This window comes from Streptomyces sp. NPDC097107, from assembly GCF_044762405.1.
GTDB lineage: Bacteria > Actinomycetota > Actinomycetes > Streptomycetales > Streptomycetaceae > Streptomyces > Streptomyces thinghirensis.
Genome location: NZ_JBIWEF010000018.1, coordinates 93,886 through 116,688 on the forward strand (window position 1 = coordinate 93,886; position 22,803 = coordinate 116,688).

The 22,803-nt window shown below is 71.5% G+C and carries 14 protein-coding genes; 11 read left to right on the plus strand and 3 right to left on the minus strand.

The annotated features are described in order from the left end of the window. Positions 1-2,714 (minus strand): glycoside hydrolase family 3 C-terminal domain-containing protein (locus ACIQ1J_RS32445; RefSeq protein ID WP_403562502.1); only part of this gene is annotated, 2,714 nt, incomplete at its 3' end. Positions 2,715-3,114: 400 nt separating this feature from the next. On the opposite strand from ACIQ1J_RS32445, the gene ACIQ1J_RS32450 reads away from it, so the two are divergent. The 7 genes from ACIQ1J_RS32450 to ACIQ1J_RS32480 all read left to right on the plus strand — a co-directional run bounded on the left by ACIQ1J_RS32450 (position 3,115) and on the right by ACIQ1J_RS32480 (position 14,149). Further along, positions 3,115-4,815 carry an extracellular solute-binding protein gene (locus tag ACIQ1J_RS32450; RefSeq protein ID WP_403562504.1) on the plus strand — a complete coding sequence of 567 codons (1,701 nt, stop codon included), beginning with the start codon at positions 3,115-3,117 and terminating at the stop codon, positions 4,813-4,815. Between the two features lie 34 nt (positions 4,816-4,849). Continuing rightward, positions 4,850-5,887 (plus strand): sugar ABC transporter permease, encoded by a 1,038-nt coding sequence (locus tag ACIQ1J_RS32455; protein ID WP_210963939.1) that lies wholly within the window; start codon positions 4,850-4,852, stop codon positions 5,885-5,887. Next, on the plus strand, positions 5,884-6,852 hold the full coding sequence (locus tag ACIQ1J_RS32460) for a carbohydrate ABC transporter permease (RefSeq protein WP_403562507.1): 969 nt from the start codon (positions 5,884-5,886) through the stop codon (positions 6,850-6,852). Before ACIQ1J_RS32455 ends, ACIQ1J_RS32460 begins: the two co-directional genes overlap by 4 nt. A 161-nt stretch (positions 6,853-7,013) precedes the next feature. Then, positions 7,014-9,230 (plus strand): WD40/YVTN/BNR-like repeat-containing protein, encoded by a 2,217-nt coding sequence (locus ACIQ1J_RS32465; protein WP_403562509.1) that lies wholly within the window; start codon positions 7,014-7,016, stop codon positions 9,228-9,230. Continuing rightward, positions 9,230-11,206: a beta-galactosidase gene (locus ACIQ1J_RS32470; protein ID WP_403562511.1), complete on the plus strand. Its 1,977-nt coding sequence runs from the start codon at positions 9,230-9,232 to the stop codon at positions 11,204-11,206. Before ACIQ1J_RS32465 ends, ACIQ1J_RS32470 begins: the two co-directional genes overlap by 1 nt. After that, on the plus strand, positions 11,203-13,404 hold the full coding sequence (locus tag ACIQ1J_RS32475; protein ID WP_403562513.1) for a glycosyl hydrolase family 95 catalytic domain-containing protein: 2,202 nt from the start codon (positions 11,203-11,205) through the stop codon (positions 13,402-13,404). The genes ACIQ1J_RS32470 and ACIQ1J_RS32475 overlap by 4 nt, the downstream gene beginning before the upstream one ends. 37 nt (positions 13,405-13,441) lie before the next feature. Continuing rightward, a complete protein-coding gene (locus tag ACIQ1J_RS32480; protein ID WP_403562515.1) occupies positions 13,442-14,149 on the plus strand; it encodes a hypothetical protein in 708 nt (235 codons plus the stop codon). 66 nt (positions 14,150-14,215) lie between these two features. Here ACIQ1J_RS32480 and ACIQ1J_RS32485 read toward each other — a convergent pair whose 3' ends face one another. Both ACIQ1J_RS32485 and ACIQ1J_RS32490 read right to left on the minus strand, forming a co-directional pair. Further along, on the minus strand, positions 14,216-16,258 hold the full coding sequence (locus ACIQ1J_RS32485; RefSeq protein ID WP_403562517.1) for a TIM-barrel domain-containing protein: 2,043 nt from the start codon (positions 16,256-16,258) through the stop codon (positions 14,216-14,218). Positions 16,259-16,352: 94 nt separating this feature from the next. Beyond that, positions 16,353-17,366: a LacI family DNA-binding transcriptional regulator gene (locus ACIQ1J_RS32490; protein ID WP_210963932.1), complete on the minus strand. Its 1,014-nt coding sequence runs from the start codon at positions 17,364-17,366 to the stop codon at positions 16,353-16,355. A 331-nt stretch (positions 17,367-17,697) separates the two neighbouring features. On the opposite strand from ACIQ1J_RS32490, the gene ACIQ1J_RS32495 reads away from it, so the two are divergent. The 4 genes from ACIQ1J_RS32495 to ACIQ1J_RS32510 all read left to right on the plus strand — a co-directional run. Next, the gene (locus tag ACIQ1J_RS32495; RefSeq protein WP_403562519.1) at positions 17,698-19,662 is read left to right on the plus strand and encodes an acyl-CoA dehydrogenase family protein; all 1,965 of its coding nucleotides are present in this window, start codon (positions 17,698-17,700) and stop codon (positions 19,660-19,662) included. A gap of 127 nt (positions 19,663-19,789) precedes the next feature. Continuing rightward, on the plus strand, positions 19,790-21,046 hold the full coding sequence (dxr, locus tag ACIQ1J_RS32500; protein ID WP_210963930.1) for a 1-deoxy-D-xylulose-5-phosphate reductoisomerase: 1,257 nt from the start codon (positions 19,790-19,792) through the stop codon (positions 21,044-21,046). 8 nt (positions 21,047-21,054) lie between these two features. Beyond that, a complete protein-coding gene (locus ACIQ1J_RS32505; protein WP_403562531.1) occupies positions 21,055-22,347 on the plus strand; it encodes a M50 family metallopeptidase in 1,293 nt (430 codons plus the stop codon). Between the two features lie 253 nt (positions 22,348-22,600). Then, a partial coding sequence (locus ACIQ1J_RS32510; protein WP_403562521.1) for a flavodoxin-dependent (E)-4-hydroxy-3-methylbut-2-enyl-diphosphate synthase occupies positions 22,601-22,803 on the plus strand: 203 nt, incomplete at its 3' end.

Consider the following 22,803-nt stretch of genomic DNA (forward strand, 5'->3'; position numbering starts at 1 on the left):
CCCGCGCTGCCCGCGCTGCCCGCGCTGCCCGCGCTGCCCGCGCTGCCCGCGCTGCCCGCGCTGCCCGCGCTGCCCGCGCTGCCCGCGCTGCCCGCCACCGGCGTCACCGCGTCGCCCGTGGCCCTGGTCCGGTCGACGATCTCGGTGCCGCTCTGCTCGTCGAAGTCGGCGGCCGCCAGGCCGCGTTCGCGGACCGGGCGCGGCGCGGCGGGCTCGCCGTCGAGTGTCACGGTGGCCGACAGGCGTACGTCCTCGCTGGAGGCGCCCACCAGCAGGGCGTACGGGCCCGGCTCCAGCCGCCACCGGTCGTGCGCGACGTCCCAGAACGCGAAGGCGGTCAGCGGGAGTTCGAAGGACACCCGCGCCCTGGCCCCCGGGGCGAGGGTGATGCGGCGGTGGGCCAGCAGTTCGCGGCGCGGACGGGGGACCGACGGGGCCTCGGCGCGGGCGTAGAGCTGGACCACCTCGTCGGCGGCGACGGCTCCCGTGTTGGTGACCGTGAAGGACACGGACACCTCCCCGTCCGTCACCCGCGCCGCCAGGTCCGCGTACGAGAAGGACGCGTACGACAGACCGTGCCCGAAGGGGAACAGCGGCGTCCCCTCGAAGTACAGATAGGTCTGGCGGCCGCCGATCACGTCGTAGTCGAGCAGGTCCGGCAGGTCGGCGGCGTCCGCGTACCAGGTCTGCGGGAGCCGCCCGGCGGGGGAGACGTCCCCGGCGAGGACCCGGGCCAGCGCGGTGCCGGCCGCCTGGCCGCCGTGCGCGGTCCACAGCGCCGCCGGGAGCACCTCCGCGTCGACGGCGTAGGGGTAGGCGGACACCAGCGTCAGCACGGTGCTCGGGTTGGCGGCGCGAGCCGCGCGCAGCAGGCGTTCCTGGTGGGCGGGCAGCCGCAGGGTCGTACGGTCCTCGGTCTCCCGGCCGTTGATGTGCGGATCGTTGCCGGCCACCACCACGACCACGTCGGCCTCCGCCGCCACCCGCGTCACCGCGTCCTCGCCGCGCTCGGTGACGACCAGCTCGAAGACCTCCGGTGCCTCGTGCTCCGGGGGGACCTCCACGGAGGGGTCCGAGGCGGCAACCTTCACGCCGTCGGCGGCGACATGGACGTGACGACCCGTCCCCGTGTGCCGGAGGAGGTGCCCGTTCCCGTGGGGTTCCAGGCGGAACGTCTCCTGTACGACCCAGCCGCCGGGCTGGTCGGCGGAGGCGCGGAGGTAGCCGTCCTCGGCGACCGAGACGTAGCGGCCGTCGGGTGCGCGCAGGGTGAGGACGCCCTCGCCCCAGTCGACGAGCGCGAGTTCGGTGCCGGTGGCGTCGGTGGTGAGGGGCGGCAGGTCGGTGCGGCCGGCCAGCAGGGCCGGGTCGAGGGCGCCCTCGGTGCCGCGCGCGTCGCCGGGGGAGTCGGGCGACGGGAGCACGTGCAGGAACGTACCGGCGGCGGTCTTGAGCCGGATCCGGTCCACGCCCTCCGCGAAGCTCACGCGCTCGGCGCCGAACCGCTCGTACAGGCCCTCCAGCGGCGTGGAACGGTGGATGAGCGTGCCGCTGTACCAGTCGAGCTTGCACTCGTCGGCGAGCAGCCCGACGACCGCGACCCGGGCGCCGGGGGCCAGCGGCAGCACACCGTCGTTCTTGAGCAGGACGACCGCCTGCTCGGCCGTCTCCAGTGCCAGCGCCCGGTGCTCCGGCGTGTCGAAGCCGGCGGCCGCGGTCTCCGCGATGACGGCGTGCGGGTCGTGCTCCGGGTCGAACTCGCCGAGCCGGAAACGGACCGACAGCTGCCGGCGCACGGCCGCGTCGATGTCGGCCTCGGTGAGCAGGCCCTGGTCGAGGGCGCCCCGTACGCGGGCGACGATCTTCGAGGAGTCCGTGCCGTGGTCGGTGAAGCTGTCCACCCCGGCCCGCAGCGCGGCGGCGGTCGCCTCCTCGTGGGTGTCGAAGTAGTGCTCGGAGTCGACCAGGTTGGAGGGGGCGCCCGCGTCCGAGCAGACCAGGAGATCGTCCTCCGTCCAGGTGCGCAGCTGCCGGTTCAGGTACGGGGAGACGTGGTTGGGACGGCCGTTGACCAGGTTGTACGCCGGCATCACCCCGGCCACCGCGCCCGCCCGGACCGTCTCGCGGAAGGCACGCAGGTCGTACTCGTTCAGGACGCGGGGGCGGACGGACGCCGAGGACGTGTCCCGGTCGGTCTCGTTGTTGTGCGCGAGCCAGTGCTTGAGGACGGGTGCCGTGCGCCAGTACGTCGGATGTTCGCCGCGCAGGCCGCGGGTGTAGGCGGTGGCGATGGCCGAGGTGAGTTTCGGGTCCTCGGAGTAGCCCTCCTCGTTCCGGCCCCACAGGGGGTGGCGCAGCAGGTTCACGGTCGGGGACCAGACGTTGAGGCCGACGCGGTCGTCGCGGGCGCGCATCGCCCGTGCCTCCCTGGACACCGCCTCGCCGACCCGGCGCACCAGGTCCTCGTTCCAGGTGGCGCCGAGCCCCACGGCCTGCGGGAACACGGTCGCCGGGCCCATCCAGGCCACGCCGTGCAGCGCCTCCTGGCCGGTGCGGAAGGCGGCGATGCCGAGCCGTTCCACGGCGGGCGCGAACTGGTGCACAAATCCGGTCTTCTCGTCGAGCGTGAGCCGCGACATCAGGTCGTCGACGCGCTTCGCGAACGGCAGGCGCGGATCACGGAAAGGTGGCGTGGGCGGCGTGGGTGCGGTCACGTGGGGTTCCCCTTGCGATGGAGCGGCCAGACGCTTTCGAAGCGCTTCGATGCTCAGTCGGCCCGGGGGCGGGTGTCAAGCCACTTCCGCGCATCACCTCCGACTTCTCACCGCAACCCATGGGTCACATGAGCTGGTTCGGCCGCCCTCGCCCTCCCGATACCTCGGAGGAATTCTGGAAGCGACTCTTGTGCACCCCCAGGCGTTCACTTAACCTCGCAGCAACATCGAAGCGCTTCGACTACGAGGCTCCCACCCGGAAGTGCACCTGGTCCACCGTGAGGTGCGACGGAACCCGGGCATTCCTCCGACGACCGCTTCGGCTCAGCCAGTTCCACTCGAGACACCGCAGCCGACGGCCACCGCCGGGTGTCCTGGTGTGCCACGAAGGGTTGACGCAATGACGCCGAACGCCGCCTCCGGCCCCAGCCGGAGAAAGTTCCTCGCCTCCACGGCGGTCGCCACCGCAGCGGTGGCGGGAGGGATGCCGCTGCTCTCCGCCTGCGGCGGGGGCGGGAAGGACGACCGCAAGGAGGGGACCACGTCGGGGAAGGACGCGCAGAAGATCCTTCCGGCCTTCGTGGCGTCGAACGTCGTGACGCCGGACATCCCCGCCAAGAACGGATCGGCGGCGGGCTTCACCAAGGCGATCCCCACGGCCGAACTCAAGACGTCGGTGCCGAAGAAGCTGGGCAGCGGCGGCGAGCTCTCGGTCATGGCGCCGTTCTGGGGCACCCCGCCCAAGGGCGACAACCCGTACTACACGGCCATGAACGCGGCCACCGGCGTCGAGGTCGCCTGGCAGAACCAGGACGGCGTCACCTACGACCAGAAACTCGGCGCGGTCCTCGCCTCCAGCGACATCCCCGACGTCGTGGTCGTCCCCGGCTGGAACCTCAACGGCCGCATCCCCAGCGCCGTCAACGCCAAGTTCGCGGACCTCGGCCCCTACCTGTCCGGCGACAAGGTCAAGGACTACCCGAACCTGGCCGCGGTCCCGACCGAGGCCTGGCAGCGCGGCATCTTCGGAGGCGTGCTCCGGGCGGTCCCGATGCCGGCCTCGTACGTCACCGACATCGCGCCGCTCTACCGCAGGGACCTCTTCGGGAAGAAGGGCTACTCCGTCCCGAAGAGCCCCGAGGAGTTCCTGTCCTGGGCCAAGGAGGCCACCGACGCCAAGTCCAAGCTCTGGGCCTGCGACGACATGAAGTGGACGGCGTTCAACATCTTCGGCGTCCTCTCCGGCAGCGACAAGGCGCTGTGGTGGAACCTGGAGGGCGACAAGCTGGTCAACCGCATCGAGACCGACGAGTACCTCGAAGCCCTGGAGTGGACGCGGAAGCTGTACGCCGCCGAGGTGGTCCACCCCGACGCCGTGCAGGGCAAGGCGGGCGGCAACGCCGGCAACCGGCTCACCGCGGGGGAGATCCTGGTCTACAACCAGAACATCTCCGACTGGTGGGGCAAGACGGCCGAACAGCGCACCCAGAACCCGGACTTCGACATCGCCGCGTTCGACATCTTCGGCGCCGACGGCGGCGACCCCACGCTGTGGGCGGTCCAGCCGGCCAACATCTTCACCTTCGTCAGCAAGAAGGCGGGCAAGCAGCAGATCGAGGACTTCCTCGCCCTCTGCAACTACTGCGCCGCGCCGTACGGCACCAAGGAGTTCATGCTCACCGCCTACGGCGTCGAGGGAACCGACTACGACCTGAAGAGCGGCCTGCCGGTCAAGACCCAGCAGGGCGTCAACGAGGTCAACGGCGCCTTCGACTACACCGGCAACCCCGCCCCGTACATCGCCTACCCGGACCTGCCCGAGGTCACCCGGGGCATGGTCGAGTGGCAGCAGCGCATGGGCGCCTTCACCAAGAAGTCCTCCTTCTTCGGGCTGACCGTCACCGAGCCCACCCGCTGGGCCAACCTCGCCGACGACTTCGAGCAGTTGGAGGACGACGTCGTGCGTGGCCGCAAGAAGATCAGCGACGTGCAGCAGGCGGTGTCGGACTGGAAGGAGAAGGGCGGCGACGGCCTGCGGGACTGGTACAGGAAGCTCCTCGACGACAACGGCTCCAACGGCGGCAACGGCTCCACGAACTGACCCCAGGCACAGGCCCGACGGCAAGGAGAAGGCCGTGTCGCACAGCACGGTGCCTCGGAGCAGAACCGAGGCGAAGACCCCCGAGAAGAACCCCGCGACGGATCCGGAGCGGCCCGCCGGGGACAAGGGCGGCAAGCGCGCGGGGAAGCTGAGCCTCCGGCTCAGGTTCAGACGCGACCGCACCCTGATCCTGATGACGCTGCCGGCGCTGCTGCTGGTCCTGGTCTTCAACTACATACCGATCCTCGGCAACGTCGTCGCCTTCCAGGACTACGACCCGTATCTCAGCGAGAACGGCTTCGTGGCCATCTTCGAGAGCCCGTGGATCGGCTTCGAGCAGTTCGAGCGGATCTTCGCGGACTCGGCCTTCTGGCACGCGGTGCGGAACACCTTCGTGCTGTTCTTCCTCCAGCTGGTGCTCTACTTCCCGGTCCCGATCATGCTCGCGCTGCTCATCAACAGCGTGGTCAGGCCCCGGGTCCGGGCGATCGCGCAGGCGATCATGTATCTGCCGCACTTCTTCTCGTGGGTCCTCGTCGTCACCGTCTTCATGCAGATCTTCGGTGGCGCGGGCATCATCGCGCAGACCCTCCGCGAGCACGGCTACGAGGGCTTCGACCTGATGACCAACCCCGAGGTCTTCAAGTACCTGGTCACCGCCGAGACCATCTGGAAGGACGCCGGCTGGGGCATCATCGTGTTCCTCGCCGCGCTCTCCGCCGTCTCCAACGACCTGTACGAGGCCGCCGCCATGGACGGCGCGGGACGCTGGCGGCGCATGTGGCACATCACGCTGCCCGCCCTGCGCCCGGTGATCGCCCTGCTGCTGGTGCTGCGCGTCGGTGACGCCCTCACCGTCGGCTTCGAGCAACTGCTGCTGCAACGACAAGCCGTGGGTGTCGCGGCCTCGGAAGTCCTCGACACCTACGTGTGGTGGAACGGCATCCGCAACCAGGACTTCAGCTACGCCGCCGCCGCGGGCCTCATCAAGGGCGTCGTCGGTCTGGCGCTGGTGCTGACGGCGAACAAGGTGGCCCACCTCATGGGCGAGCAGGGGGTGTACAAGAAGTGAGCGCCGTCCTCGACACACAGGCCGACGACACGACGGCCGACGACACACCGGCCACGAGGAAGCCCGGCCCCTGGGCCGCCCCGCCGCGCCCGGTGTGGGAGGAGGAACCCTCCAGGGCCGGACAGGCCGGCAAGGGCCTCGTCCTGACCCTGGCCTGCCTGGGCATCGTCTTCCCGCTGTGGATCGTCGTCGTCACCAGCCTCCAGTCGAAGAAGACCATCGACGAGGCCGGCGGCCTGGTGGTGATCCCCAAGGGCATCACCTTCGTCGCCTACCAGGAACTCCTGGGCGGCGGACAGGTCCAGCGCGCCGCCCTGGTCAGCATCGGCGTCACCGTGGTCGGCACGCTGTTCAGCATGGCGGTGTCCGTGCTGAGCGCGTACGGCCTGTCGCGCAGCGGATCACTCGGGCACCGCTGGCTCCTGATGGCCCTGCTCACCACGATGTTCTTCGGGGCCGGTCTGATCCCGACCTATCTGCTGGTGCAGGCGCTGGGGCTGACGGACACCTACCTGGCGCTGATCCTGCCCAGCGCGGTGAGCGTGTTCAACATCCTGGTGCTGCGGGCGTTCTTCATGAACATCTCGCAGGAGCTGATCGACAGCGCCCGCATCGACGGCGCCGGCGACTGGCGCATCCTGTGGAAGATCGTGATGCCGCTCTCCCGCGCGGTCCTCGCGGTGATCGCCCTCTTCTACGCCGTGGGCTACTGGAGCGCCTGGTTCAACGCGTCGATCTACCTGACCGACCAGGACATGATGCCGCTCCAGAACGTCATGATCCAGCTGGTGCAGAAGCAGGAACGACCGGTCGGGCTGTCGGCGCAGGTCAACACGGGGGAGTTGTCCGCACTCGCGATCCAGATGGCGGTGATGGTCATGGCACTGCTGCCGGTGGCCGTGCTGTCGCCGTTCGTCCAGCGTCACTTCAAGAAGGGGATGCTCACGGGGGCGGTCAAGGGCTGACCCGCGAGCTGTTGCGCGGCTTGCGCGATGTCCTCGGCCGCGGTGCCGCGGTGCCGCGGTGCCGCCGGGGCTTGTCGCGCCCTCGCGCCGGAGCCGCGTGCCGACACGGCCCCGCGCCCCCGAGTTGCTGTCCCTCCGACTCTCGCAGAACGAGGTATGTCATGCGCATGTCCCCCCTGAGCCGGCGTGCCGTACTCGCCGGGACCGCGGCCGCCGCCGCGCTCACCGCCGTCCCGTTCACCCCCGGGCGCGTCCAGGCCGCCGAGCACCCCGACGGAGCCCGTCCCTACCGCTGGCGCAACGTCGTCATCGGCGGCACCGGCTTCATCACCGGTGTCCTGTTCCACCCCCGCGTCCGCGAGCTCGCCTACGCCCGTACCGACATCGGCGGCGCCTACCGCTGGGACGACCGGGCCGCCCGCTGGGTGCCGCTCCTGGACCACCTCGGCTGGGACGACTGGAACCTCCTGGGCGTCGAGGCGATGGCCGTCGACCCCGCCCACCCGGACCGGCTCCACCTGGCCTGCGGCACCTACTCCCAGGCGTGGTCGGGCAACGGCGCCATCCTGCGCTCCGAAGACCGCGGCGCCACCTGGCAGCGCACCGACCTCACCGTGAAGCTCGGCGCCAACGAGGACGGCCGGGGCACCGGCGAGCGGCTCCTGGTCGACCCGCGCGACAGCGACACCCTGTGGCTGGGCACCCGGCATGACGGCCTCTGGAAGTCGACCGACCGGGGAGCCACCTGGGCCCCCGCCACCGGCTTCCCGGCCACCCCGAGCACCACCGGCCAGGGCGTCACCCTCCTCGTCGCCGCCCGCCGCACCGTCTACGCCGGCTGGGGCGACGCCGACGGCACCGCACCGAACCTCTTCCGCACGCCCGACGGCACCACCTGGCAGCCCGTCCCCGGGCAGCCCTCCGGCACCGCGGCCAAGGTCCCGGTCCGCGCCGCGTACGACCGGCACACCCGTGAGCTGTACGTGACGTACGCCGACGCGCCGGGCCCGAACGGCCAGTCCACCGGCAGCGTGCACAAGCTGCGCACGTCGAACGACCGTTGGACCGAGGTCACGCCCGTCGAGCCCGGCGGCACCACCCCCGACGGTGCCGCCGACGGCTTCGCCTACGGCGGAGTCGCCGTCGACGCCCGCCGCCCCGGCACCGCCGTCGTCTCCACCAACAACCGCTGGGCCGCGGTCGACACCCTGTACCGGACCACCGACGGCGGCCGCACCTGGACGTCCCTGAAGGACTCGGCCGTCTTCGACGTCTCCGAGACCCCTTACCTGAAGTGGGGCGAGGAGCAGCCCAAGTTCGGCTGGTGGATCCAGGCCGTCGCCCTCGACCCGTACGACTCGAAGCACCTCGTGTACGGCACCGGCGCCACCCTCTACGGCACCCGCGACCTCAGACGCTGGGCCCCGCAGATCCGCGGCCTGGAGGAGGCGTCCGTGACCCAGCTGGTCTCGCCCCCGGTCGGGAGGGCACACCTGCTCAGCGGGTCGCGGGACATCGGCGTGATGTACCACGAACGGCTCACCGCGTCCCCGGCGGGCGGCATGGCGACCAACCCCGTGTCCGGGTCGGCGACGGGACTCGCGCAGGCGGCGCGCAGACCGGCGTACGTGGTCCGGGCGGGCTGGGGAGACCACGGCAACGGCGCGTACTCGCACGACGGCGGCATCACCTGGGCACCCTTCGCCTCCCAGCCCGGCATCGCCAAGGACGCGCCGGGACCGATCGCCACCAACGCCGACGGCAGTGTGCTGCTGTGGTCCTTCGTGCACTGGGACGGCACGAGGTACGCGGCTCACCGCTCGGCGGACAACGGCACGACCTGGTCCGAGGTCCCCTCCTTCCCGAAGGGCGCCACGCCGGTCGCCGACCCGGCCGACCCGACGCTCTTCTACGCGTACGACACCGACACGGGAACGCTACTGGTCAGCACCGACAGCGGCCGTTCCTTCACCCGTCGTGCGGCCGGACTGCCCGCCGGAGACAGCCAGTTCAAGCTGGTCGCGGCGCCCGGCCGGTCCGGCGACCTGTGGCTGAGCACGAAGTGGAACGGCCTGCACCGCTCCACCGACGGCGGCGTCACCTTCACCAGGGTCGACAGCTGCCGGGCCTCCCACACCCTCGGCTTCGGCAAGGCCGCCGACGGCGCCGGCTATCCGGCGATCTACCAGGTCGGCTCCACCGAGGCCATCACCGCCGTCTACCGCTCCGACGACGAGGCGAGGAGCTGGACGCGGATCAACGACGACCAGCACCAGTGGGGGTGGACCGGCGAGACGATCACCGGCGACCCCCGCGTGCACGGCCGCGTCTACCTCGCCACCAACGGACGCGGCGTCCAGTACGGAGAGCCCCGCTGATGCCCAACCTGTCGGACACCACCCGCCACCGCATCCTCTACGGCGGCGACTACAACCCCGAGCAGTGGCCCGAGGAGACCTGGCACGACGACGTCCGCCTGATGAAGGACGCCGGCGTCAACTCCGTCACCCTCGGCGTCTTCTCCTGGTCGAGACTCGAACCACGCCCCGGCGTCCACGACTTCGGCTGGCTGGACCGCCTGATGGACCTGATGCACGCAGGCGGCATCGGCGTCGTCCTCGCCACCCCCACCGCCTCGCCCCCGCCCTGGCTGGGGCACCTCCACCCGGACACCCTGCCCCGTGACGAGGACGGCCGCACCGAGTGGTGGGGCGGCCGGCAGCACTTCTCGCACTCCAGCGCCGCCTACCGCCGCCACGCCGCCGCCGTCACCGAGGCCCTGGCCGTCCGCTACGCCGGCCACCCCGCCCTCACCATGTGGCACATCAACAACGAGTACTGCACCTACGACCACGGCGACGAGGCCGCCACCCGCTTCCGCCGCTGGCTCCAGGACCGCTACGGCACCCTCGACGCCCTCAACACCGCCTGGGGCACCGCCTTCTGGAGTCAGGGCTACGGCGACTGGGCCGAGATCCTGCCCGCTCGCCGCACCCATTACCTGAAGAACCCGACCCAGGTCCTCGACTTCCGGCGCTTCACCTCCGACATGCTCCTGGAGTGCTACGTCGCCGAACGCGACATCGTCCGCCGCCACACCCCGCACCTGCCGGTGACCACCAACTTCATGCCGCTCTGGTCCGGCCAGGACGCCTGGCGCTGGGCCGAGGAGGAGGACGTCGTCTCCGTCGACCTCTACCCCGACCCGCGCGACCCGTTCGGCGCCCAGGAAGGCGCGCTGGTCCAGGACATGACCCGCTCCCAGGCACGCGGCCCGTGGATGCTCATGGAACAGGCGGCCGGTCCCGTCAACTGGCGCGGCGTGAACCACCCCAAGCCGCCCGGCCTCAACCGCCTGTGGTCCCTCCAGGCGGTCGCCCGCGGCGCCGACGCCGTCTGCTACTTCCAGTGGCGCCAGTCGAGGCAGGGCGCCGAGAAGTTCCACTCCGGGATGGTCTCCCACGCGGGTGCACAGGGCCGTACGTACCAGGAGGTCAAGCGGCTCGGCGCCGACCTCGCGAAGCTCGGCCCGCACGCGGCGGACAGCACGGTCACCGCCGACGTCGCCGTCCTGCACGACTGGCACTCCTGGTGGGCCGGCGCCCAGGACGGCCGCCTCTCCACCCGCTTCGACTACACCGACGTCCTGCGCGCCTGGCACCGCGCACTGTGGGGAGCCCACCTCACCACCGACTTCGCCCACCCGGAACACGACCTGACCCCGTACAAGGCGGTCGTCGTACCCCAGCTCTACGCGCTCACCGACACGGCGATCGACAACCTCCTCGCCTACGGGCGCGGCGGCGGCACCCTCGTCTGCGGCTTCCTCACCGGCGTCGCCGACGAGGACGACCGGGTCAGGCCCGGCGGCATGGACGCCCGGCTGCGCGCGCTGTTCGGCATCCGCACCCTGCACGAGTGGTGGCCTCTGGAGGCGGACGAGACGGCCGCCTGCGACGGCTTCCGGGGCACCCTGTGGTCGGAGGAGATCGAGCCCGACGGCACCGCCACCGAGACCGTCCGCTACAAGGGCGGCGAGCTGGACGGACTCCCGGCCGTCCTGCGCAAGGGCCGCGCCTGGTACCTCTCGACCCTCCCGGAGCCGGACGCGCTGCGCGAGCTGCTCGCCCGCATCGCCGCCGACGCGGGTGCCCGGCCGGTGCTCGACGGACTCCCGGCCGGCGTCGAGGCCGTACGCCGCGGTGACCTGCTGTTCCTCCTCCACCACGGTCGCGACCCGGTCACCGTCGACGTCCCCGGCACCCACCGCGACCTGCTGATCGACGCGACCGTCACCGACCGCGTCACCCTCGGCCGCTACGGCGTGGCGGTCCTCACGGAGCCGGCCTCATGACCAGTACGCCGGTACACGGCACCTGGGAGCCCGAACCCGCCGCCCGCTGGGAGGACGCCTTCCTGAGCGGCAACGGCCACCACGGCGCCCTTGTGTTCGGCGATCCGGACGCCGACCGGGTCATCGTCACCCACCACACGCTCGTCCGCCCGAACGGCGACGACGAACACCGCCGCCCGCCCCGGCTCGCCGCCGGACTCCCCGCCCTCCAGGACCGCCTGCTGGCCGGGGACACGACCGCCGCCGAGGGCTTCACCGACGGCCGCCCGCTGCAATGGGTACGCCCTTTCCACCCGGCCTTCCAGCTGCGCCTGAACAGACCGCCCGGCGACACCCGCGCCGCCTACCGCCGCTCGGTCGACTTCACCACCGGGGAGACGACCGCCACCTGCTCCACCTGGACCAGCCGCGTCTTCGTCTCCCGCGCCGACGACGTGATCGTCCAGCACGTCACCGCCCCGCACCTCACCCTCGACCTGTCGCTCGACCCCCGTCTCCCCGGCGCCCCCGCCGGGCTGGGCGTCGGCCACGGCGCCGTCCTCACCCCCGAGGGCGCCCTGCTCAGCCTGCGCGCCCGCTACCCCGGCAGCGACCTGGCGTACACCGGCGTCACCCTGGTCGCGGTCACCGGCGGCACCACGAAGCTGGTTCCGCCCGGCGTGCTCGTCGAGGGCGCCACGGAGGTACTGCTCCTCACCCGGGTGCGCCGGCACACCGGCGAGCTGGACGTGGTCACCGAGGGCCGGGCCCTGCGCGACCTGCCGGAGGGGACGTCGTACGAGGGCCTCCTCGACCGCCACCTCGCCCTCCACCGCACCGCCTACGACCGCGTCACCCTCGACCTCGCCGCCGAGCCCACCGAACGCGCCCTGCCGGGCTCCGCGCTGCTCGCACGCCCCGGCGGCACGGCCCTCCCGGAGCGCCTGTTCGCCGCCGGCCGCTACCACCTCCTGTCGGCCAGCGGCATGCTCCCGCCCCGCCTCACCGGCCTGTGGACCGGCGACTGGAACACCGCCTGGTCCGGGGCGTTCACCACCAACGCCAACCTCAACCTCCAGACCGCCTCCGCCGTGGCCGCCGCCCTCCCCGAGGTCACCGAGGCACATGCCGCCCTGGTCCACGGGCAGCTCCCGGACTGGCGGGACAACGCCCGCGCGATCTTCGGCACCCGAGGCGTCGTCGCGCCCTCGCACACCGACGGCGAGTGCGGGCACACGTACCACTTCAGCCGCGAGTACCCGCTCCACCTGTGGACCGCAGGCGCCGACTGGCTGCTCAAGCCCCTCGTCGACCACGACGAGACCCGCGGCGACCGCGACCCCCGTACCACCGCCGTGCTCGCCGAAGTCGCCCTGTTCTACGAGGACTTCCTCACCCGGACCGACGACGACGGGCACGCGGTCGTGGTCCCCTCCTACTCACCCGAGAACCGCCCCGCCAACGCCGGCTGGGGCACCGTCGACGCGGCCATGGACCTCTCCGCCGCCCGGCACGCCCTGCTGACCGCCGCCGACCGCCACCCCGAGCACGCCGACCGCTGGCGCGCCCTCGCCGACCGCCTCCCACCGCACCGGGCCAACGCCGACGGCGCCCTGTCGGAGTGGGCGTGGCCGGGCCTGGCGGACAACTACGACCACCGCCACCTCAGCCACCTCTACGGCGTCTGGCCGCTCGACGAGATCAACCCGTACGACACCCCCGCCCTCGCCGAGGCCGCCCACCGCGCCCTCGCACTGCGCGGCGCCGAGAACGACTCCGCCCACGGCCACCTCCACCACGCCCTGATCGCGGCCCGCCTCCGGGACGCCGAACGGGTCGCCCACGCCCTCGGCCAGGTGCTCGACGGCGACTTCTTCCACGCGTCGCTGATGAGCGCGCACTACCCCCACCGCGACGTGTACAACGCGGACGCCGCGCACGCCCTGCCGGCCGTGCTCATCGAGATGCTCGTGCAGTCCACCCCCGACCGGCTGGTCCTGCTCCCCGCGCTCCCGGAGAGCTGCCGCGAGGGCCGGCTCACGGGCGTACGCACCCGGTTCGGAGCGGAGCTGGACCTCGGCTGGACGGCCGACGGCACGGTGACGGCCGTCCTGCGCCCGGGCCGCACCCACCGCATCGAACTGAGGACTCCCTCCGGCGCCGAACCGCTCGACCTGGCCGCCGGAGAGGACCGCGTCATCAGCGTCAAGGCGCGGTAGCAGCACCGCAACTCCCCCCACCCATGGAAGGAACCCCATGGCACCACGCAACCGCACTCTGACCGCCCTGCTGGCCCCGGCCCTCGCCCTCGGTGTCACCGTCGGCCTGGCCTCGGCCCCCGCCCAGGCCGCTGTCTGGAACTCCTGCGACCAGTGGGGCAACACGAGCCTGAACGGCTACACGCTCTACAACAACATCTGGGGCTCCGGCGCCGGCAGCCAGTGCGTCTGGGCCAACTCCGGCACCAACTGGGGCGTCTGGGCCGACCACCCCGACACCGGCGGAATCAAGTCCTACCCGAACGCCAAGAAGGTGATCAACAAGCCCATCGCCTCCCTCGGTTCGCTGAGCAGCAGCTACAACGTCACGGTCCCGTCGTCCGGCGCGTACAACACGTCGTACGACATCTGGGACACGGACTACGACTACGAGATCATGCTCTGGGTCAACCACAACGGGGCCGTGGGCCCGCTCGGCAGCCCGCAGGGGTCGGTCAGCCTCGGCGGCCACTCCTGGAACGTCTACAAGGGGGACAACGGCGCCAACGAGGTCATCTCGTTCCTGCGCACCTCGGACTCGAACTCCGGCACCGTCGACATCCTGCCGATCCTGAAGTGGATCAAGGACACCAAGGGCTGGATGGGCAACGAGACCATCGGTGACGTGCAGTTCGGCTACGAGATCACCTCGTCCGCCGGCGGCCTCGACTTCCGCACCAACAACCTGACGGTCAGCGGCGGCTGACCCCGTACCGCAGCACGGCCGAGGGGCCGGCCCCGCCCGGGACCGGCCCCTTCGCCCACCCCGCGCTCACTCAGCGACCGGCAGCCGCGCCCCGTCCCGCAGGAACAGCGGAATCCGGTCCAGCGGCGCGTCCACCGTCACGGACACCCCGCCCTCGTACGACTCACCCGTCCACGCGTCCGTCCACCGCGCGCCCGCCGGAAGGTACGCCGTCCGGACCGTGGCGCCCGCCGTCAGCACCGGCGCGACCAGCAGGTCCCGGCCGAAGAGGTAGGCGTCGCCCACCGGCCAGGCCGCCGGGTCGTCGGGGAACTCCAGGAACAGCGGCCGCATCACCGGCAGCCCCTCCTCGTGCGCCTCGCGCATGACGTCGAGCACGTACGGCTTCAGCCGCTCGCGCAGCCGCAGGTACTTCCCGAGGATCGGGTACGCCTCCTCGCCGTACGACCACACCTCGTTCGGGCCGCCGGTCATGTCCGGGCCCAGCGGCATGCCCGGGTCGCGGAAGCCGTGCAGCCGCATCAGCGGGGACAGCGCGCCGAACTGGAACCAGCGGATCAGCACCTCCCGGTACGCCGGGTCGTCCGGGTCGCCGCCGTGGAATCCGCCGATGTCCGTGTTCCACCAGGGGATGCCGGACAGCCCGGTGTTGAGACCGGCGGCGATCTGGCGGCGCAGGGTCGCGAAGTCGGTGCCGATGTCCCCGGACCAGAGCGCGGCGCCGTGGCGCTGACTGCCCGCCCACGCCGAGCGGTTGAGGGTGATCACCTCGTCCACGCCGGAGGCGCGCAGGCCCTCGTCGAAGGCCCGGGAGTTCTCGGCCGGGTACAGGTTCCCGACCTCCGGGCCCGGACCGGCCCAGTAGCGCAGGTTCTCCGGGAAGCCCGGTCTCAGCTCGGGCTCGCAGGCGTCCAGCCAGAAGGCCGTGATGCCGTACCGGTCGAGGTAGTTCTCCCTGACCTTCGACCACACGAACTCGCGGGCCTCGGGGTTGGTGGCGTCGTAGAAGGCCACCTGGACCGTCGACGCGACCTGCTTGTCCGGCCAGTCGGCGTGCGCCATCGGGCCGTACTGGGTGCCGATGAAGTAGCCGCGCTGTTCCATGACCGGGTGGTTCTCGCTCAGCGGGGACACCGACGGCCAGACGCTCACCACCAGCTTGATGCCCAGCTCGTCCAGCTCACGGACCATGGCCGCCGGGTCCGGCCACTCGGCCGGGTCGAACTTCCACTCACCGAGGTGCGTCCAGTGGAAGAAGTCGCAGACGATGGCGTCGATGGGCAGCCCGCGCCGCCTGTACTCCCGGGCCACGGCGAGGAGTTCGTCCTGCGTGCGGTAGCGCAGCTTGCACTGCCAGAAGCCCGCCGCCCACGCGGGCAGCATCGGCGTCCGGCCGGTCACCGCGCTGTAGCGGCGCTGCGTGTCGGCCGGGGTGCCGGCCGTGATCCAGTAGTCGATCTGCCGGGCCGAGTCGGCGACCCAGCGGGTGCCGTTGTGGGCCAGCTCCACGCGGCCGATGGCCGGGTTGTTCCACAGCAGCGTGTAGCCGCGGCTGGAGGTGAGGACCGGGACGGAGACCTCGGCGTTGCGCTGGACCAGGTCCACGACCAGGCCCTTCTGGTCGAGGCGGCCGTGCTGGTGCTGGCCGAGGCCGTACAGCTTCTCGTCGTCGTAGGCGGCGAACCGCTGCTCCAGCCGGTGCTGCCCGCCTCCGACGGCCGTGTACAGGCGCGGGCCGGGCCACCAGAAGTGGGCGGGGTCCTCGGCCAGCAGCTCACCACCGTCCGCGGTCCGTACGAAACGCACCTGCCCCTCGGGGCCGACCTCCACGGACAGCGCTCCGACGGTCAGCGAGCCGTGTCCGTCCTCGATCTTGACGGTGCTCTCGGTCGCCGGTGCCTCGGCGAGGAGTGCTCCCGGCAGCCCCTCCAGCACCGGGCCGCCGAGCCGGGCCCGCACCCGGACCGCGTCCGGCCCCCACGCCTCGATCCGGACGGTCTCCTGACGGCCGCTCCACTCCAGCACGCCGTCCCGCTCGCGGAACGTTCCGACGGTGGGGGAGGACTGGGCGAGGCTGACCTTTGGCGGTATCTCGGCAGGCTGGTTCACGGAAGCGGCTCCTGTGGGAGTGCGGGGAGAACGGGGGCTACTGAGAGAGCAGGGAGGCACTGGGAGAGCGGGGGGCTACTGAGGGAGCGGAGAACTACGACCCGACGGGCGCCGGGCCCGAGCTGGCCCGGACCGTCAGTTCCGGCGCGAGCAGCACGACCTCGTCGCTCCCGCGCCCGTCGAGCTTGGCGACCAGCTGCTGTACGGCGTGCCGGCCCATCTCCTGCGCGGGCACGGCGACCGACGTCAGCCGCACCGAGGCCTGGACGGCGACCTGCTCGGGGCAGACCGCGACCACCGACACGTCCTCGGGCACGGCCCGGCCCTGCTGGCGCAGCAGGGCGAGCAGCGGCTCGACCGCCGACTCGTTCTGGACGACGAACCCGGTAGTGTCCGGGCGTTCGTCGAAGACGCGGGCGAGGGTCGCGGCCATCGCGTCGTACCCGCCCTCGCAGGGGCGGTGCAGCAGCCGCAGCTCCAGCTCCCGCGCCCGGGTGCGCAGCCCGTCGAGGGTGCGCTCGGCGAAGCCCGTGTGCCGTTCGTAGACCGCGGGCGCTTCGCCGATGACCGCGATGTCGCGGTGCCCCAGCTTCGCCAGATGCTCCACGCACAGCGCGCCGGTCGCCCGGAAGTCCAGGTCGACGCAGGTCAGCCCGGTGGTGTCGGCGGGCAGGCCGATCAGCACGGACGGCTGGTCGGTGCCGCGCAGCAGGGGCAGCCGCTCGTCGTCGAGTTCGACGTCCATCAGGATCATCGCGTCGGCGAGCCCGCTGCCGGTGACGCGGCGCACCGCGTCGGGGCCCTCCTCGCCGGTGAGCAGCAGGATGTCGTACCCGTGGGTGCGCGCGCTGGTCGCGACCGCGATGGCGATCTCCATCATGACCGGCACGTACATGTCGGTGCGCAGCGGGATCATCAGGGCGATGATGTTCGACCTGCTGCTGGCCAGGGCGCGGGCACCCGCGTTCGGGTGGTAGCCGAGCTTCCGGATGCTCTCCTCGACCCGCTGCCGGGTGGTGGTGGAGATGGACCGCTTGCCGCTCAGGACATAGCTCACCGTGCTGGCCGAGACTCCGGCGTGCTGGGCGACCTCGGCGAGGGTGACCATCCAGCTCTCCAAGCAATGTGAAGCGCTTCGACAGCGCGCGGGGTGGACAGAGGCGGGCGAGGGTGGTTCGACATTAACGTCAGCGGGAGTGGGTGTCCATAGGCTGTCGAAGCGCTTCGACGCCCTTCTTTCCCGTCGTTCCGCCGCCGCCCCCCTTCCCCGGCATCGGCCGAACGGCCGCACGAAGGGTGGTGGGGCCGCCCGGGATCGGGTACATACGATCGGGTAGCACCGACTAGTAACGTACGTCCGCAACTTCGCGTATGACGAACCGTCGCGATCTTCGTGGTCGTACTTCCCCCCGATGCCGATTCGCGGCGAGGTGAGCCTCATGTCCGCACCAACCACCCCCTCCTCCCGACCCACCGTCACCGAACGCGAGGCCCGCGAGGTCGCGGAGGCGGCCCGGGAACAGGACTGGCGCAAGCCGAGCTTCGCCAAGGAGCTGTTCCTCGGCCGCTTCCGCCTCGACCTCATCCACCCCCACCCGCTCCCGGCCGACGAGGACGTCCAGCGCGGCGAGGAGTTCCTCGCCAAGCTGCGGGACTTCTGCGAGACGAAGATCGACGGGGCCGTGATCGAGCGCGACGCGCGGATCCCGGACGAGGTGATCACCGGGCTGAAGGAGCTGGGCGCCTTCGGCATGAAGATCGACACCAAGTACGGCGGCCTCGGCCTCACCCAGGTCTACTACAACAAGGCCCTCGCCCTGGTCGGATCCGCGAATCCCGCGATCGGCGCGCTGCTCTCCGCCCACCAGTCGATCGGCGTGCCGCAGCCGCTGAAGATGTTCGGCACGCAGGAGCAGAAGGACACGTTCCTGCCGCGCTGCGCCCGCACCGACATCTCGGCTTTCCTGCTGACCGAGCCGGACGTCGGCTCGGACCCGGCCCGCCTGGCCACCACCGCCGTCCGGGACGGCGACGACTACGTCCTCGACGGCGTGAAGCTGTGGACGACCAACGGCGTCGTGGCCGACCTGCTCGTCGTGATGGCACGCGTCCCGAAGTCCGAGGGCCGCAAGGACGGCGGTGGCGGCAAGGGCGGCATCACCGCCTTCGTCGTGGAGGCCGCCTCCGAGGGCGTCACGGTCGAGAACCGCAACGCCTTCATGGGCCTGCGCGGCCTGGAGAACGGCGTCACCCGCTTCCACCGCGTCCGCGTCCCGGCCGCCAACCGCATCGGCCCCGAGGGCGCCGGGCTCAAGATCGCCCTGACCACCCTCAACACCGGCCGGCTCTCGCTCCCCGCCATGTGCGTCGGCGCCGGCAAGTGGTGCCTGAAGATCGCCCGGGAGTGGTCCGCGGTGCGCGAGCAGTGGGGCAAGCCGGTCGCGCTGCACGAGGCGGTCGGCTCGAAGATCTCGTTCATCGCGGCGACGACCTTCGCCCTGGAGGCGGTCCTGGACCTGTCGTCCCAGATGGCGGACGAGGACCGCAACGACATCCGCATCGAGGCCGCCCTCGCCAAGCTCTACGGCTCCGAGATGGCCTGCCTGATGGCCGACGAGCTGGTCCAGATCCGCGGCGGCCGCGGCTTCGAGACCGCGGCCTCCCTCGCCGCCCGCGGTGAGCGCGCGGTGCCCGCCGAGCAGATCCTGCGCGACCTGCGCATCAACCGGATCTTCGAGGGCTCCACCGAGATCATGCACCTGCTGATCGCCCGCGAGGCCGTCGACGCCCACCTCTCGGTCGCCGGCGACCTGATCGACCCCGACAAGACCCTGTCGGACAAGGCGCGGGCGGGCGCACAGGCGGGCGTCTTCTATGCCAAGTGGCTGCCGAAGCTGGTCGCCGGACCCGGTCAGCTCCCGCGCTCCTACGCCGACTTCCACCCGTCCGGCCACCCCGACCTGTCCGGACACCTCCGCTACGTCGAACGCACCGCCCGCAAGCTCGCCCGCTCCACCTTCTACGCCATGTCCCGCTGGCAGGGCCGGATGGAGACCAAGCAGGGCTTCCTGGGCCGGATCGTCGACATCGGCGCCGAGCTGTTCGCGATGAGCGCCGCGTGCGTGCGCGCCGAGCACCTGCGCGCCGAGAGCGACCACGGCCGCGAGGCCTACCAGCTCGCCGACGCCTTCTGCCGCCAGGCCCGCATCCGCGTCGAGGAACTCTTCGGCCGCCTGTGGACCAACACCGACGACCTCGACCGCAAGGTCGTCAAGGGCGTGCTGGGCGGCGCCTACGAGTGGCTGGAGCAGGGCGTCGTCGATCCCTCGGGGGACGGTCCGTGGATCGCGGACGCCGCCCCGGGCGAGTCACGGCGGGAGAACGTCCATCGCCCCATCCGGTAGACCGGCCGCACGCCAGTGCCTTCCCGGGGCCGCCCCAGCGGGGCCGCGCGGCCCCGGGAAGGCGCGGCGACACCCGTGCGAGGGACGCGCTGTCCTCCCGGCGGGCGGGTGCGGCAACAATGGGAGGATGAGCGACAGTCCAGCCCCACTCGCCGACCCCCACCTCGTCTACGACCCGGTGGCGGGCGACGGCCCGAAGGACGTGGTGATCCTCGGGTCCACCGGGTCGATCGGGACCCAGGCCATCGACCTCGTGCTGCGCAACCCGGACCGTTTCCGGGTCACCGCCCTGTCCGCCAACGGCGGCCGGGTCGCCCTCCTCGCCGAGCAGGCGTACCGGCTGAAGGCCCGGACCGTCGCCGTCGCCCGCGAGGACGTCGTACCGGCGCTGCGGGAGGCGCTGAGCGACCAGTACGGCAGTGGGGAGCCGCTCCCCGAGATCCTCGCCGGACCGGACGCGGCCACGCAGGTCGCCGCCTCCGACTGCCACACCGTCCTCAACGGAATCACCGGTTCCATCGGGCTGGCACCGACCCTGGCCGCCCTGGAGGCGGGCCGCACCCTCGCGCTCGCCAACAAGGAGTCGCTCATCGTCGGCGGCCCGCTGGTCAAGGCCCTGGCCAAGCCCGGGCAGATCATCCCGGTCGACTCCGAGCACGCCGCTCTCTTCCAGGCGCTCGCCGCCGGCACCCGCGCCGACGTGCGCAAGCTGGTCGTCACCGCGTCCGGCGGCCCGTTCCGGGGGCGTACGAAGGAGCAGCTGGCGGGCGTCACCGTCGAGGACGCCCTCGCGCACCCCACCTGGGCGATGGGCCCGGTGATCACGATCAACTCCGCGACCCTCGTCAACAAGGGTCTGGAGGTGATCGAGGCCCACCTGCTCTACGACATTCCCTTCGACCGCATTGAGGTGGTCGTGCACCCGCAGTCGTATGTCCACTCGATGGTTGAGTTCACGGACGGATCGACACTGGCCCAGGCGACGCCCCCCGACATGGGCGGGCCCATCGCCATCGGCCTCGGCTGGCCCGAACGCGTCCCCGACGCCGCCCCCGCCTTCGACTGGAGCAAGGCGTCGACCTGGGAGTTCTTCCCGCTCGACGACGAGGCCTTCCCGTCGGTGAACCTGGCCCGGCACGTCGGGGAGCTCGCGGGCACGGCCCCGGCGGTGTTCAATGCCGCCAACGAGGAGTGCGTCGAGGCGTTCCGCTCCGGGGTGCTGCCGTATCTCGGGATCATGGAGACCGTCACGCGGGTGGTCGAGGAACACGGCACCCCCCGGGCGGGAACCTCGCTCACCGTCGCGGACGTCCTCGAAGCGGAGACCTGGGCGCGCACCCGGGCCCGGCAACTGGCGGCACAGACGGCGGAGGCCCGTGCATGACGACCCTGATGTTCATCCTCGGCATAGTCGTCTTCGCGGTCGGCCTGCTGTTCTCGATCGCCTGGCACGAGCTGGGGCACCTCTCCACGGCCAAGATGTTCGGCATCCGCGTGCCGCAGTACATGGTCGGCTTCGGGCCGACGCTCTTCTCCCGGAAGAAGGGCGAGACCGAGTACGGCGTCAAGGCCATCCCGTTCGGCGGCTACATCCGCATGATCGGCATGTTCCCGCCCGGCGCCGACGGCCGGCTGGAGGCCCGCTCCACCTCGCCCTGGCGCGGCATGATCGAGGACGCCCGCTCGGCCGCCTTCGAGGAACTCCGGCCCGGTGACGAGAAGCGCCTGTTCTACACGCGCAAGCCGTGGAAGCGGGTCGTCGTGATGTTCGCGGGCCCGTTCATGAACCTCATCCTCGCGGTGGTGCTGTTCCTCACCGTCCTGATGGGCTTCGGCATCTCGCAGCAGACCACCACCGTCAGCTCCGTCTCCCAGTGCGTCATCTCGCAGAGCGAGAACCGCGACGACTGCACCAAGTCCGACCCGGCCTCCCCGGCCGCGGCGGCCGGCCTCCGCGCGGGCGACAGGATCCTCGCCTTCGACGGCGTACGGACCGACGACTGGGACCGGCTGTCCGACATGATCCGCGCCAACCCCGGCGAGAAGGTGCCGGTCGTCGTCGAGCGCGGCGGCCAGGAGGTCACCCTCCAGGCGACGATCGCCACCAACCAGGTCGCGAAGAAGGACTCGAACGGACGGATCGTCGAGGGCGAGTACGTCACCGCCGGCTTCCTCGGCTTCAGCGCCGCCACCGGCGTGGTGAAACAGGACTTCGGCCAGTCCGTGACCTGGATGGGCGACCGCGTCGGCGACGCCGTCGACTCCCTGGCTGCGCTGCCCTCCAAGATCCCCGCCCTGTGGGACGCGGCCTTCGGCGACGGGCCCCGCGAGGCCGACTCCCCGATGGGCGTCGTCGGTGCCGCCCGCGTCGGCGGCGAGATCGCCACCCTCGACATTCCGCCCACCCAGCAGCTGGCCATGTTCGTCATGCTGGTGGCCGGCTTCAACCTCTCCCTGTTCCTCTTCAACATGCTCCCGCTGCTGCCGCTCGACGGCGGCCACATCGCGGGCGCGCTGTGGGAGTCGCTGCGCCGGAGCGCGGCCAAGGTGCTGCGCCGTCCGGACCCGGGGCCGTTCGACGTGGCGAAGCTGATGCCGGTGGCCTACGTGGTGGCGGGCATCTTCGTCTGCTTCACGCTGCTCGTCCTGGTGGCGGACGTCGTCAATCCGGTACGAATCAGCTGACATGATTACGATCCGGTCAGTCCGGTGAATTCGGAGGGACCGGACAATCACAACGATCCGGTGAGAAGCCCGATTCGGAGAGCATGTCCCTCCGGGTCGGGTTTTACGCCGGTCACCCGGCAGATGGACGCCAAAGGGTGTACTCCCCGTACGCCGTGTGCCTGACGTTCACGTCGGTGCCGTAATCTCGAAGGCCGGAGCCCGCCGCTGAACGGGGCCGGACCTTGATCCACGACTTGGGGTTGCACAGCAGATGACTGCGATTTCTCTCGGCATGCCGGACGTTCCGACCAGGCTCGCGGAGCGCCGCAAGAGCCGTCAGATCCAGGTCGGGCCCGTGGCGGTGGGCGGCGACGCCCCCGTGTCGGTGCAGTCCATGACCACCACCCGTACGTCGGACATCGGCGCGACGCTCCAGCAGATCGCCGAGCTGACGGCGTCCGGCTGCCAGATCGT

Bases quoted from the DNA above. Each gene is read 5' to 3' on its own strand.
- ACIQ1J_RS32505 (WP_403562531.1), top strand. From the start codon at position 21,055: ATGTTCATCCTCGGCATAGTCGTCTTCGCGGTCGGCCTGCTGTTCTCG.
- ACIQ1J_RS32475 (WP_403562513.1), top strand. From the start codon at position 11,203: ATGACCAGTACGCCGGTACACGGCACCTGGGAGCCCGAACCCGCCGCC.
- ACIQ1J_RS32465 (WP_403562509.1), top strand. From the start codon at position 7,014: ATGCGCATGTCCCCCCTGAGCCGGCGTGCCGTACTCGCCGGGACCGCG.
- ACIQ1J_RS32490 (WP_210963932.1), bottom strand. From the start codon at position 17,366: ATGGTCACCCTCGCCGAGGTCGCCCAGCACGCCGGAGTCTCGGCCAGC.
- ACIQ1J_RS32450 (WP_403562504.1), top strand. From the start codon at position 3,115: ATGACGCCGAACGCCGCCTCCGGCCCCAGCCGGAGAAAGTTCCTCGCC.
- ACIQ1J_RS32480 (WP_403562515.1), top strand. From the start codon at position 13,442: ATGGCACCACGCAACCGCACTCTGACCGCCCTGCTGGCCCCGGCCCTC.
- ACIQ1J_RS32470 (WP_403562511.1), top strand. From the start codon at position 9,230: ATGCCCAACCTGTCGGACACCACCCGCCACCGCATCCTCTACGGCGGC.
- dxr (WP_210963930.1), top strand. From the start codon at position 19,790: ATGAGCGACAGTCCAGCCCCACTCGCCGACCCCCACCTCGTCTACGAC.
- ACIQ1J_RS32495 (WP_403562519.1), top strand. From the start codon at position 17,698: ATGTCCGCACCAACCACCCCCTCCTCCCGACCCACCGTCACCGAACGC.